Source organism: Roseinatronobacter monicus, from assembly GCF_006716865.1.
GTDB lineage: Bacteria > Pseudomonadota > Alphaproteobacteria > Rhodobacterales > Rhodobacteraceae > Roseinatronobacter > Roseinatronobacter monicus.
Genome location: NZ_VFPT01000002.1, coordinates 64,645 through 77,380 on the forward strand (window position 1 = coordinate 64,645; position 12,736 = coordinate 77,380).

The window sequence follows — 12,736 nt, forward strand, 5'->3', positions numbered from 1 at the left end:
CCAAAACCCGCCCGGTCATGTACTGTGCTTGCCCCAAGCAAAACCCGCCCATTTCGGGGCGGGCAAATCATCGCCTTGGCGGCTTTGGTGGGGGCTGTTGTCCAGCCCCTCACCGTTGGCTCATTCTGCAGCGATAGCGTGTTGCTGCTCGTACTGCGCCGCAAAGATAAAATCGGCGGCTTTCTGGGCTTCGGCGGCGGCTTTGAAGATCAGACGCTTGTCATCTTGCAAGGCGCGCAATTATCGTGAGGACGGCATAATGCGGAGGACGTCCGACAAGCCCCTTGTTTCTCGGTACTTCCCGCATTTTTCCTCCGCATTATCTTTGATGCGCGTCAGAGTGTGTCCAACCAGTCGAGCACGCTCTCGTCGCGCCGCCACGATGGCGGACTATCGGTCTTTGGTCTTTCGACCCGCTCTAGCGCCTTGCGTTTGGTCTCCAAGTTGGCCTGGGCGTAGTGGTTTGTGGTCTCGAGGCTGACATGACCCAGCCAGCTGCGGATCACCGTGACGTCCACGCCGGCGGCGACCAGGTGCACGGCTGTTGCGTGCCGGAAGCTGTGTGGCGTCACTTGTTTTGCCACCAAGGTTGGCACGGTCTTCTCAGCCGCCCGGACATATTCCGCAAGCTTGAACCGCACGCCGGAGGCGCTCAGCGGTTTGCCATAGCGGTTCACGAAGAGTGGCGCATCGACCGGCCTCGGTGTTCGCTCAAGCAGCGACTTCAGCAAGGCGACCGTCTCCGGCCAAAGCGGGCTGATCCGTTCTTTACGGCCTTTCCCGTACAATCGCACGCAGGCCGGAGCATCGAACCTGATCGCCTGGGGGCAAAGGTCGAGCGCTTCCTGGATACGCGCGCCAGTATTGTATAGAACCGACAGCAAGGTATGGTCTCGCTGGCCGATCAACGTGGACTGGTCGGGTTGCGCCAGGATCGCCTGCACCTCTTCGGGTTCAAGGTAGTCTGGCGCGCGGATCGGCGCTTTTTTCGTCGGCACGTTCAAAACCTCCGCGCATTGCGCCATGAGCTGCGGTTCGCGTGTCGCCACGAAGCCAAAGAAGCCGCGCAGGGCCGCAAGACGGCAGTTCCGGGTACCGATGGTGTCACCGCGTTCGATCTCAAGATATTGCAGGAAGGCGATGACCTCTGCCGCGGTCAATTCGCTCAGCGCCAGACGAACAACCGGCTTGCCACGCCGGTCCGCGACAAAACGCAGAAAGAGCCGCCAGGTATCCCGATAGGATTTGACGGTGTGTTGGGACGCGTTGCGTTGCTGGACCATCCAATCGGTGAAGAACATGCGCAGCAACTGTGGGAGCGGATCAGATTTCATGATGTCACCTCCACCGGTTCAGCATTACCGGGCGAAGCGAAGGACCGGAACCTCTCACTCGCTTCGTGCAACAGCTCCTGGGTTACGGTGATGTAAACCAGGGTTGAGTTGATGTCGCGATGGCCCAGGTACGTGGCGAGATACGGCAGTTTTTCCTGCGGATTTACGCCTTGCCGATACCAGTCGAGGATCCGGTGAACAACGAAAGTATGGCGCAGATCATGGATGCGTGGCCCGATCTTGCCTGCGGCTGGTTTCAAACCAGCCATGCGCAGAATGGCGACGAAGTGGGTGCTGATGGATGCCCGACAGTACTGCCGGTTATTCTGATCATGCCAGAACAAGCCAGCGTCAAGGCTACGCGAGACGTTGGCCTCCTGCCGCGCCTTGAGAAGCGCAGACAAGGCATCCATCGCGCTCTCCGACAGCGGCAGGATGCGGGATTTGAAGAACTTCGTTTCCCGGATCGCGATGCTCCCCACCTGCATGTCAACGTCGCCAAGTGTCAGCCTTGCAATCTCGCCAATTCGCAATCCGGCGCAATAGGTCAGAACCAGCATCGTGTAGAGGTTGATCGGACGCGAAGGAGCGCGCGGCGACGGGTAGGTCCGGGCGATTGCAAGCAGTTTCTGGATGTCCTCGGGGCTGTAGATATGCGGACGCCGCCAGCCGCGAGCAACCTGCTTCACTGGCCGGTTGTCCGGTCGCCTTTCGGGCCGTGATGGATCGTCGTGACACAGGACCTTGTTCAGGATACGGGCCAATTTCTCGCATTCGGCCAGATGGTTCGCGTTCGCCTTTACCCGGCGGTAGTGCTCGAGCATGATCTCCAGCGGCTGGTCATCGAGATCGCGCCTTTGCTGTAAAAAGCGGTCGAACCGGCGGCAAATGACATCGGCCGCCTCATATCGATATCCCCGGCGCTGCATCCGCTCGACATGGTCGCGCATCAACTCGCCCAACGAACTCGCGTAGGGTCGGGGTTGTCGCAATGCCTCGAGCGCCCGATCGGGATTGGGGGACATCAAGGCCCTGACAACGCCGGTGTCGCTACTGGCATTATAGTTGCGGCGAAGGTCGGAGATCGGGTTGCTGGTAATTCTTCCATCATCCGCCAGAGTATCAAGGAAACGGGCCACAATCCGGGCGCGGTTCTGCACCGTTGAATGGGCCCAGACCTCACCGCGCTCACGCAGCCAGTATTCAAGTGTTTGCTGGTCGGTTGCGCCAAACCGCAACACCGCCTGCCAGAAGCTGTTCAGCGCCTGGCGATAGTAGATTGGCGTTATCGCGTAATGCAGTGGAAGCTGGGCGATGTAGTTCTCGATGATCACATCGCCATCTTCAGGCCAGCGCGTCATTGCTTCACCTCCAGACCTGGAAGGTTGATAGCAATCGAACGCAAGTCCTCGGTGGCGAGCTTCAGATAGGGAGCTGTCGCTTCCGGGGATCGATGGCCCAGCACATCGCCAATGATCTTGCGCGGGGTGGATGCCCTCAGCATGCTGACCGCGCGGGCATGGCGGAAGACATGAGGACCACGCTTGCCGACCGGTTCAATTCCGGCGACTGCGAGACGTCGCTTGACCACACCATAGAGGCCGCCTGCCGTCATCGGTTGATAAGGCGCACGGCTTCTCACGAAGACGGTGCGCATATCAGTGTCCGGACGGCCGTCCCGCAGGTAACGCAGGATCGCTTCCCCTACGGATTCCATCAAGGGCAGCACAGCCGTGGCATTGGATTTGGAGCGATGCACCCGAATGGTATCCGACCGCCAGTTGATATCCTCGATCTGCAGGCGACCGACCTCACCGGATCGAAGGCCATACTTGGCAAGAAGCTGCAGGATCGCGTGATCGCGCAACCCCAAAGGCGAGTTGTCCTGCCCTGCAAGTATAAGCACCTCCGTTATCTGATCCGCAGTCAGGACCGACGGAATGCCCTCGTAGGCGTAGAGAAGCGGGGCAATCACATGACCCGAGAGATCATCCGGATGCAGCTTGCTCCGGTGTAGATGTCGCAGGAAGCCACGCAACCGTTCGGCCACGTCCTTGAGCGATTTGCGAGCCAGGCCAGGCGCCCTGATATCCATGTAGGCATCGATGTGGCGCACGCTCAGATCGGCAAAACCGGCTTTCCCATTTCGCTGGATGAGCCATTTGCAAAAATGGCGCGCCTCCCACATCAGCGCCGTGATCGAGGGCTCGGCGAGACCGCGTTCGGCCCGCAGCCATCGCTCATACTGATCGCAGATATCGCGGGCGAAGCGCTCCGCTTCGGTCATGGAAGGCGGCGCTGGCGGCCATTCTGACAAAGCGGAGCGGAGCAAAGCGTGAATGCCCGACCGCGGGATTGATGCCCAGCTGGACCCCGGTGCGCGCCCGCGATCCAGTTGGAACTGCCGGACTGCGTGGCGCAGGTACCGTGCGACAAGGTCCGGGGTGACGTCCTGCACGTCAATCGCATGCTCTTCTAGTCCCCTGATTCAGGCGATTTGCGGGTAAAGGTAAAGGAGTTTGGTTCTGGCGTCTTTGGTGGTGAAGTGCCAGTTGGTTTTGGCTTGTGCGTTGTTCCGATTTTGGGTCCAAGCAGCAACCTCTGTTTCCAGAGTAGCGTGATCTGGAATGCGCCGATCGAGGCATTGGCGCGCCAGAACACTAAGTTCGCACTCCGCGATGTTTAACCAAGACCCGTGTTTGGGCGTGTAATGCCAGTCGAAGCGATCAGCGATGCGTTTAGCTTCGGCCGGGGGAAAGGCTTCGTAAAGAGACGCGCGCCTATGGGTGTTCAAGTTGTCTTGAACCAGATCAATCTTGTCAGCCTTCGCAAAGTGGATGTCAGCCAGCTCTTTGAGAACATGAGCATAGTCGACGGCGGTGCGTCTGGCCCGAACGGCGACATGGCGCCAGCCCTCATGCGGAGCGAATACCATGAACAAGCTGGCGACGCCGTTGCGTTCGTATTCATAGTCAGACCGCGCGGGCTGACCCGGTCGCATCGGGATGGGGGCGCGGGTTTCTTTGGTCAATTGTTTGGAAGTCTCGTCCAGGCAGACCAGCGGACGCGCAGGGTCGTATGGGCGTGTGTAGACGGTGAGCACATCTTCCATGGCCGCGACAAAAGCAGCGCTGGCTTTGGGGGGGATCACCCAATAGCGGCTCTTGTGCGGTTTGAGAGCGTTTTTTTGAGCGTGCGCCCGATCGTGCTGTCACTGGCCTGATCTACGATACCCAACTCAACCACGCGCTTTTCCAAGAGCCGCAACGACCAGCGCGCATAGCCTTTGGGAGGTTCGGAGCAAGCCAGAGCGATCAGCTTTGCTTCTTTCTCCCCATCAAAGATCCTCGGTGGCGGTGTTGACTGTGTCTTGCGTGCAAGAGCAGCCTCAAGCCCTTCTTCCACAAGTTGACGACGGGTGCGATAGACGGTCGAAAGGCTGGTCTCCAACGCCTCAGATATCTGCGCGTCATCCCAGCCGCAATTTTCCGTGGACACATCCGCCTTCAACAATATTCGCGCCTTGAGCAGCCGATACGCCGCGCCACGACCCGTGCGGATTATACCTTCCAGTTGTTGGCGCTCTTCAGCATCCAGACGAACAACATATTTCACAGCGGGTCCACATTTGCCCATTTCAGCCTCCTCTGAAAGTTATCCCAGAGTGATTCAGAAAACCTCAACGAAGTCAAATACCGTGACACATGGGACTAGATAAGCGAGGAATTGACCCGCGTAGAGGCAATAATTGTGAATGACAGTAGGGCTATAGCGCTGACGGCTCAGCGTGTCGCGAAGCTTGGAAAGTTCCTCAGATTGCGATGATGACATTTGGTTCTCCTTGGTTTTTGGGTCAACCAAGGGAGCCTCTTGTCTCAAATAATGCGCAGCAAGGGCAACCGCACCCCAGCCCAACACATTGAAATCAAACGGGCTACGAAATTCTCCTCCGCATTATGCCGTCCTCACGATAATTGCGCTAATGATGAGCTCACCATTAGCGCAACCATCCCTTTATGTAAGCCCCTGACTGGCCAAAGTCGGGGGTCAGGCCAAGATGGGCGCAGACCATGCAATTTCCGATCTCGGCGATCAGTTCTTCAAACGCATACGCCTTGCAGTCGTTGAATTTCTCAAACCGGTCAAGGCGACTTGACGCGCCTGTCCAATGACAAGTTTCATGGGCAAGGGTTGAAAAATATCCGGCGGCGCTGTGGAACGTGCTGACAGGGGGCATATGGATAAAATCCCCGATCAGGTCATAATAGGCGCGCGGGTCTTCGCTGGTGCGGATTTCTGCACCTGTTGCGGCAAAAAATGCCTCAAGCTCGGGGTCCGTCTTGGTCCCAAGATCGCGCGCTTCCTCGGCTGCTGTGCCATAGAATGACGCGGGCAATCCTTCGATCTGCTCGGCGTTGAATACCGTGTAAGATTTCAGGTAGGGAATGGCCTTTTCTGAGCCGGTCGCCTCGTCTTCACGCGCAACGGTTCCATATTTGACCACGGTTGCGCCCTTTTCGCCGCGCTTGACTTGTGCGCCTGCCTCTTTCGCTTGGCGATATGTGAACCAATAGGCGCTCCGATATCCGCGCTTGGATGCGACCAGCCAAAGCATCAACACGTTGATCCCGCGATAGCCTTCGCCATTGGAGCGCAAAGGAAAAGCTGCGCCACCTGTCTCACCTGTCCACGGCTTGCGCCATGCGGGGGTGCCCTCTTCAATGGAAGCGATGATTTCGTTGGTGACGGTCTCGTAAAGATCAAACTTTGTCATGTCGTGCATCCTTCTAGTGCCTCGCTTCGGGGTATTTGACAGCTTTGATTTTTTCTGAATCTCTGTGGAGCGTAGCAGCTTTCTGGGGGTGAGATGATGACAAGAGGGTGCAAGCCGAAGTATGTAGTTCGACTGACGACAGAGGAGCGTGAACACCTTGAAGGGATGATCAGAACGGGTCGGCAAGCCGCCTACAGACTGCTGAAGGCGCGGATTTTGCTGAAGGCGGATGTGTCCTCTGATGGCCCGGGATGGGAAGATGCGCGCATTGCCGAGGCATTAGAGACCAGTCTCTCGACTGTTTTCCGCACCCGGCGCCAACTTGTGGAGGAAGGGCTTGAGGCGACTTTAGCGCGCAAAGTTCCAGCGTCGCTTTCACAACCTCGGATCTTCGATGGGCAAGCCGAGGCCAAGCTGATCGCGCTTGCCTGTTCCGAACCACCCGAAGGATATACGCACTGGACACTCAGGTTGTTGGAAAAGCGGGTTGTCGAACTGGGCATTGTTGAGCAGGCCAGTGATACCACAATCCAACGCACGCTTAAAAAAACGCGCTCAAACCGCACCGGAACCGGTACTGGGTAATCCCACCCAAAGCCAACGCTGGTTTCGTGGCGGCCATGGAGAATGTGCTGGACGTCTACACCCGTCCACACGATCAAAACCGTCCGCTGGTTTGTCTGGACGAGACCAGCAAACAATTGACCCGTGAGACCCGCACACCCATTCCCATGCAGCCAGGGCGCGAGGCGCGCCATGACTACGAATATGAACGCGCAGGTGTCGCCAGCCTGTTCATGTTATTCGCTCCTCTGGAGGGCTGGCGCCACGTCGAGATACGCGATCGACGCACTGCCATCGATTATGCCCATATCCTGCGCGATCTGGCTGATCTCCACTTTCCCTATGCCGAAAAGATCGATCTCGTGCAGGATAATCTGAACACCCACAACCCTGCATCGCTGTACGAGGCTTTCCCGCCTGCCCAAGCGCGCCGCATCGCACAACGGTTCGAATGGCACTACACGCCAAAACATGGGTCTTGGCTCAACATCGCTGAATGTGAACTCAGCGTCCTCGCTCGCCAATGTCTGGCCCGGCGCATCCCGGACAAAACTATGCTGAAGGCCGAAGTCGATGCATGGACAACAAATCGCAACTCCCAACGCGCCAAAACCAACTGGCAGTTCACAACTCAAGACGCGCGCACAAAGCTTATCCGGCTTTATCCGCAAATCGAGTGAATCGCAGGACTAGCGATCCCCGCCTTGGTCCGGGCCTTCGGTCTGGGGTGCCCTTAAAATCGGGCATGGGTTTCTGGTGAGGTTCCGCGTAGCGGCCCCTCTCCTGAAACCCTGCCACGTGGCGAACGCAGGGGGGGGTCCACGCAACTTGAAAATCCAGCCGACAAGGGGGTGGTGCGGCCCGCAGACCTTCAGGTCGAGGACACGGCCCCGTAGGCGGCGCAGCATTTTCTGGTTGCGTGGGGGGGACAGCGTCCCCACAGGCCGGACGCGCTTGCGCGGCCCAACAAAGCGGGGCGTTTGGCTTGCCCAAATCCCCCGCAGGTCTTCGCGCGGCAGGCGCGGCTAATAAAAAGGGCAGCGCACAACAGGCCCGGCACAAGTCGGGCGTTGTAAAAATGCAACCACCAATGCTGCGCTGCGGCAAATCTGGTTGCGGGCTTGAGAAACTCCCAATAGAGGCACATCCAGTTTCAGACTGGTCACTTCTCCTCCTTAGGCCAGACAAAACTCGGCGGTGACATCTCTCCTCCCTATGTCACCGCCCTTCGCCCTTGCTTGTGATCCGCGTCTTGTCCTTCGCTGCAAAAGTCAGTTTGTAGGATCTTCCATGGGCTGATCGACGAGACAGGCCACCTTCCCGCAAGCGCCGTGCATAACCGCTTGGCGGTACGGTCTTGCAAGAAGGATGCAGACCCGCAGGGGCCGAAACCTGTCAGTCATGGCGACCATGAGACAAGTGTTCTGGCGCGGCTCTGGAAGAGACGGGGCAGGGCGCATTGGATCAGGGAGCGATGGCTGTCAGGGTTCGGGGCGTAGCCTCAGCAGCCTGGCCCCGCTCGCGGGGCTTGCCACTGGCAGGTTTGAGCCCAACACCGGCCGTTCGCCCTCGATGCCGCGCTCACGACAAGGATGCGGGTGCGGTGACGTGCCCCGGCCCCCAGCTGCCGGTCGGGATGACCACTGCGCGGCGGTGCAGCTTCCCCGAACCGGTCACTCAGGAATGCCGCAGCGATTCTTGCAGGCCAATGTCGCTGATGCGGGGCCTTTCGGTCATTCGCTGCCTCCGCGACTGCGGCATTGAGGCTGTGGTGGGCGATATCAGTGAACGTGCTTTATGCGAATGATCACCTTTGGAGAAACAGTTCTTCGAGCGGGTCCATCCCATAGTAATCATCGCCCCGCTCAGGATATGCAGGATGCTCCCACATGCGCTGCAAGACACGCCGCACTGCAGGGCGGTGCGAGTGATCGAAGATACTGCCCTTCGGCAGCATGTCTGGCGTAACGTCGATGGCACCGCGATAGCTGTTGAAGGCGATGTTTATCGCAATCCTCATATATTCCGCATCTTCATAGGCTCGGGTCAGCAGAAACTCCAGAAACTCGGCCAGTTGGTCTGGCGGAAGATCCAGCAAAGCCGCCGATGCTCCCGCTTTTGTTCCCATATCAACCAAGGGATCAACAACAAGCTGCCTAACAAGCAAGCTCCACCCTGATGGGTCCTGCCGCATTTCTTGGAAAAAATCGGTACTAGGGGGAGAAAAGCTGACATCTGGATAATCTGGAGCCAAATGCTGCTCGGCCAGTTCTTTGAATTCCGTATATTCCATTTCTACCAACCTTATGCTGTGATCACGTGTCATGATCCAGAAACTGCTCGTGAAGGCGATGAGCGCTCCTGCCAATAATGCTAACAGTAACTTCCGCTTCATCCCTCGGTTTCCTCCCGCACCTCAATCCCTGCCGTGGGATTGTTCAGACTTGCCCCACCGTCGCCTCTACTTGTGCGAAAACCCCAGTCATTGTGAACCACTTTTTCAAAATCGGCTGAAATCGTCCTGCCCTGCATGATTACACTGGCACCGTAAGTGGTGGCATGATCGACCCGAACCGTTGCCCTGCCTTCTTCCGGATAGGCGATGATACCCACATGACCTGAAGCCCCTATTGACTCGCGCGCGATTGCCAGAATCGCCCCAGGGGGAACAGGGGTCCGGCGATTCTGAAACTCAATATTCAACCAGTCCGGCGTTAGATCGGGTTCTTGAGTTTCGCTCCAATGGCGCGCCAGAACAGGGGCTGTCACATCGCCAAAAAAGCTCCGCCAGCCCTCGCGTGAACGTGTAAAACTTGGTGAGACACCGAAGGTGCGTTCAATCATGTCATAAGCAAAGAAGTTGCATTTGTTCGTTGCAGGCCTCATGCTCATCTGGCCGTCAAACGAAGATATAGAGCGCCAATAGGCCCACCTTCTGCTGCCCACATGCGGCAAGGCTTCTTCCACCATTCGATCAGTTCCGGTGAACTTGGCTTCAACGGTATAGATGCCGCACGGAATGGCATCGAAGGTTGCGCGGCCATTCGTGGTTTTTTCTTCACGGTTTGCTGGCCCTGAAATACTTACAGTGACCTCGCCCCCAACCAGCACCCGGCTGTCACGCATATAGGGCGGCTGGGTATCGGCATCGTTTCCGTAGTGCAGGTTAACGGTCAGCGCCCCCAGACAGGGCGCAAAAATGGCATCATAATCCAGCCGCGAGGCGTCGTTCGGAGGAAGCGTATCCGCTGTTGTCATATACCCGGCCTCACATGTTGCTGCACCATCGTCAGAAACTCCTCAGCCCGTCGGGCATCGTCGCGATCTTTCTGTTCAAGCGTTTTTCGCATGGCTGCATCAAGGGGCTTGCCATGGGCTTCGAGCAAAGCCAGCCCCGCCAGCGCATAGCGCGTTGCATAGGCCGATCTGATGGCAACGCTTGAAAGCGGAGCTAATGCGCGCCTGAATGACGCCATCACATCATCATCGGGTGGAAGGGGCGTGTAATGGGATTTCATCCAGTCAAGCGTTTCACGCAAAAAGGATTCACCTTGCTGCTGACGAAGGTCTTGCAGCAGATCACTGGGTAGCCGGAAAGGCCTGGGTTCTGCCAACAGCTTCAACCAAAACACGCAAGCGCCCTGATGTGAAGGAGCCACGATAACGCGGAGGGGCAACCCATTCAGGCACAGCATCGTGCTGGCCGTGGGATGATCCAGCCTCATGCATAGACTGCAGGTTCTGTCACCTTCCCAATACCTGAAATAATACCACTTCCCCTCTTCATCCTGCACGCGCGTAAACTTCCGCAGATGCTTGCGCAGGGCATCGAACCCGGCGCGGGAGCGCAGGAAGATGCCCAGTTCTTTCCCCCACAGCCCGCCGATGCCGTTGGGTCCGGTGAACAGGCGGCGGGTGAAGTCGTGGCCGTCCTTCAGTTCCACAAGGTAAGGCGCGTGCTCGCCCAAGTCTTCTTGCGCCGCGCCCTGAAACAGCGACTGATATCGTAGGCCGGAACTTTCCAGCAGGCTGGTCAGCAGATAGGGCATCTTGGCCGCGTCCAGAACGGCATAGGTGGCCAGAGGCGGCAGGGCGTCGCCCACAGCCGCGCGCTCGGCCTCGCTCGGCTCGGGCTGGCCGAACAGCGCGTCATGCAGGGCATCGGGGACGGATTTCTTCGGATGCACCCCAAACTGCGCATCCAGCGGAGTAATGGGGCCGATCTCTTCGACATGCAGCCAGTCCTGATCTTCATCCTGCGGCGCGTTGACCCCACCCAGCGGTGTCATTGGCCCAAGGGCAACGTGGCGACCCTCATGTACCAAACGTGCAAGCGCCGCCCCGCCTGCGGAAGGGTGCCGGCCAACCCATGGGCCTGCGGGCAGCACATCCTCTGCCCAGTCCAGCCGATAACCCTGCGCCGCCAGCGCAGCACCAACAAGCGCCTCAAACTCGGGGCGATCCGCGCAAAAGGCAGCGGCTATAAGCTGAGACGGGGCATCCCCACCGCTGACATGGCAAAAGCCAAGAAAGACACTCATCCCAAACCCCATACACACAATCGCAAGATTTTTGCGGTTCTCGGGACAGGAAGTCAAGCGGGTGCAACAAGAACGCCTGTGACTTCAGAGGCGCGCGCACGGGCTCGAAATTCTACCCATAAGCCCGCGTTTTGCCAGGACTTGTGGCAGAGGGGAATGACCAACCGTGGGCTCGCTCGATGGGCAAAGGCGCAGTGGGGCATGCTCGACCCGTGCCGGCGCCTCGATGAACGGCCGCTTTGGCCGTACGCGGTGAGCCCGCTGCCGCACCTGCATCGGTCCGCAATCCGCCCTCTGCGTCGATGATGCGGCAGCCGCGAACAATTATTGTGCCGATGCAGCGAATGACTGCAAGGTCCGCACAGCTGCCGGTCGGACCGCGTTTCGTATGCTGCAGCGCCGCAGGGGAGGTAGAGCCCATCAGCGACATTCAGACATGACGCAGCACGGAAGTCCTTTTTGTTGGTGAAGCAACCTGCCCGGCCCATATCGGGTGTTCGATCCTTGCCCGTGCCATGTGAAGCGTCAGAAGTGTGGGCTCGTCCAGCGCAAAGGCAACTTTGCCTGACGAATGAGGCAAAAATGCGTGGCGCAGCATACCGATTGCGCGTGCCATGGTCGGCTTCGCAAGGCAAAAGTGCCTGCGAATCCACAGAGACTGTCACGGGGTCAGAACACCCACTGGTGCGGCCCGCAGACCGCAGGTCGAGGGGTTCTGTCGCAAATATCTCGTGCATGCGGGTAGCACGGCATGATGCGGCGCTGTAGAAGCTGACTTCGCAGTGATGATTGGATGGAAACGATGATTGACTTCAAGGGCGCACATTACCCGAAATCGGTGGTCTTGTTCGCAGTGTTTTTCTATCTACGCTACCCTGTGTCCTATCGTGACCTCGAAGAGATAATGCAGGAGCGCGGTGTCGATGTTGACCACGCAACCCTGAACCGTTGGGTGGTCAAGTACTCCCCATTGATTGCGGCAAAAGCTCAGGCGAAAAAGCGTCCGACGGCCATCTCTTGGCGGATGGATGAGACTTACATCAAGGTTAAGGGCAAGTGGATGTATCACTACCGCGCGGTGGACCGGAACGGCCAAACCCTTGATTTCATGCTATCTGAGCGGCGTGACAAGCCGGCGGCGCGGCGCTTCTTCCGACGTGCAATCGGCAACAACGGCATCCCCGACCGCATCGTTATCGACAAAAGTGGGGCAAATCTGGCGGGCCTGGAAGCCGTGAATGTGACCCTCAAATTCACAGGAACTGGGCAGACCATCAAGATCCTGCAGGTCAAATACCTGAACAATATCCTCGAGCAGGACCACCGGTTCATCAAGCGCATCACAGGTCGAATGCTCGGCTTCAAGGCATTCCATTCGGCGTCTGCTACGCTTGAAGGAATCGAGACCGCGCATATGATCCGTAAGGGACAATTCGGCGCCAACGGCATGACCGCATTCCAGCAGTTCGCCCAGCTCGCAGCATAATTATGTCCAGCGCCAGCCTGATCTCAACCTGACTGAA

At 58.1% G+C, this 12,736-nt stretch carries 11 protein-coding genes; 3 read left to right on the forward strand and 8 right to left on the reverse strand.

The annotated features are described in order from the left end of the window. Positions 1–75: 75 nt before the first annotated feature. A complete protein-coding gene (locus tag BD293_RS22800) occupies positions 76–249 on the forward strand; it encodes a hypothetical protein (protein WP_170207213.1) in 174 nt (57 codons plus the stop codon). 86 nt (positions 250–335) lie between these two features. Here BD293_RS22800 and BD293_RS18245 read toward each other — a convergent pair whose 3' ends face one another. From BD293_RS18245 to BD293_RS18265, 5 genes are all read right to left on the reverse strand, one after another. Continuing rightward, positions 336–1,334 carry a site-specific integrase gene (locus tag BD293_RS18245; RefSeq protein WP_246086387.1) on the reverse strand — a complete coding sequence of 333 codons (999 nt, stop codon included), beginning with the start codon at positions 1,332–1,334 and terminating at the stop codon, positions 336–338. Beyond that, positions 1,331–2,695 carry a tyrosine-type recombinase/integrase gene (locus BD293_RS18250; protein ID WP_142084816.1) on the reverse strand — a complete coding sequence of 455 codons (1,365 nt, stop codon included), beginning with the start codon at positions 2,693–2,695 and terminating at the stop codon, positions 1,331–1,333. The genes BD293_RS18245 and BD293_RS18250 overlap by 4 nt, the downstream gene beginning before the upstream one ends. Next, complete coding sequence (locus BD293_RS18255) at positions 2,692–3,621, reverse strand: site-specific integrase (RefSeq protein WP_246086388.1); 930 nt, start codon at positions 3,619–3,621, stop codon at positions 2,692–2,694. Before BD293_RS18255 ends, BD293_RS18250 begins: the two co-directional genes overlap by 4 nt. Before the next feature lie 201 nt (positions 3,622–3,822). After that, a protein-coding gene (locus BD293_RS18260; RefSeq protein ID WP_142081793.1) for an IS630 family transposase occupies positions 3,823–4,970 on the reverse strand; the annotation gives its coding sequence in 2 pieces (ribosomal slippage) (positions 3,823–4,523 and positions 4,523–4,970; 1,149 coding nt in all). 361 nt (positions 4,971–5,331) lie between these two features. After that, the gene (locus BD293_RS18265) at positions 5,332–6,108 is read right to left on the reverse strand and encodes an ArdC family protein (RefSeq protein WP_142084820.1); all 777 of its coding nucleotides are present in this window, start codon (positions 6,106–6,108) and stop codon (positions 5,332–5,334) included. Positions 6,109–6,204: 96 nt separating this feature from the next. On the opposite strand from BD293_RS18265, the gene BD293_RS18270 reads away from it, so the two are divergent. After that, positions 6,205–7,352 (forward strand): IS630 family transposase gene (locus tag BD293_RS18270; protein WP_142084307.1). Its coding sequence is split into 2 segments (ribosomal slippage): positions 6,205–6,652 and positions 6,652–7,352, totalling 1,149 coding nucleotides; the frame shifts between segments, so codons are not numbered across the junction. Between the two features lie 1,127 nt (positions 7,353–8,479). Here BD293_RS18270 and BD293_RS18275 read toward each other — a convergent pair. From BD293_RS18275 to BD293_RS18285, 3 genes are read right to left on the reverse strand one after another with little or no spacing between them, the layout of a single operon-like run. Beyond that, positions 8,480–9,067: a hypothetical protein gene (locus BD293_RS18275; RefSeq protein ID WP_142084821.1), complete on the reverse strand. Its 588-nt coding sequence runs from the start codon at positions 9,065–9,067 to the stop codon at positions 8,480–8,482. Continuing rightward, complete coding sequence (locus tag BD293_RS18280; protein WP_142084823.1) at positions 9,064–9,930, reverse strand: hypothetical protein; 867 nt, start codon at positions 9,928–9,930, stop codon at positions 9,064–9,066. Before BD293_RS18280 ends, BD293_RS18275 begins: the two co-directional genes overlap by 4 nt. Next, the gene (locus tag BD293_RS18285; RefSeq protein WP_170207214.1) at positions 9,927–11,213 is read right to left on the reverse strand and encodes a DUF4123 domain-containing protein; all 1,287 of its coding nucleotides are present in this window, start codon (positions 11,211–11,213) and stop codon (positions 9,927–9,929) included. The genes BD293_RS18280 and BD293_RS18285 overlap by 4 nt, the downstream gene beginning before the upstream one ends. A gap of 802 nt (positions 11,214–12,015) precedes the next feature. Between BD293_RS18285 and BD293_RS18290 the strand changes: the two genes are divergently transcribed. Then, the gene (locus tag BD293_RS18290; RefSeq protein ID WP_142085063.1) at positions 12,016–12,699 is read left to right on the forward strand and encodes an IS6 family transposase; all 684 of its coding nucleotides are present in this window, start codon (positions 12,016–12,018) and stop codon (positions 12,697–12,699) included. The last annotated feature ends 37 nt before the right edge of the window (positions 12,700–12,736 follow it).

Coding starts and splice junctions, on each gene's coding strand:
- BD293_RS18245 (WP_246086387.1), bottom strand. CDS start 1,334: ATGAAATCTGATCCGCTCCCACAGTTGCTGCGCATGTTCTTCACCGAT.
- BD293_RS18250 (WP_142084816.1), bottom strand. CDS start 2,695: ATGACGCGCTGGCCTGAAGATGGCGATGTGATCATCGAGAACTACATC.
- BD293_RS18255 (WP_246086388.1), bottom strand. CDS start 3,621: ATGACCGAAGCGGAGCGCTTCGCCCGCGATATCTGCGATCAGTATGAG.
- BD293_RS18265 (WP_142084820.1), bottom strand. CDS start 6,108: ATGACAAAGTTTGATCTTTACGAGACCGTCACCAACGAAATCATCGCT.
- BD293_RS18275 (WP_142084821.1), bottom strand. CDS start 9,067: ATGAAGCGGAAGTTACTGTTAGCATTATTGGCAGGAGCGCTCATCGCC.
- BD293_RS18280 (WP_142084823.1), bottom strand. CDS start 9,930: ATGACAACAGCGGATACGCTTCCTCCGAACGACGCCTCGCGGCTGGAT.
- BD293_RS18285 (WP_170207214.1), bottom strand. CDS start 11,213: ATGAGTGTCTTTCTTGGCTTTTGCCATGTCAGCGGTGGGGATGCCCCG.
- BD293_RS18290 (WP_142085063.1), top strand. CDS start 12,016: ATGATTGACTTCAAGGGCGCACATTACCCGAAATCGGTGGTCTTGTTC.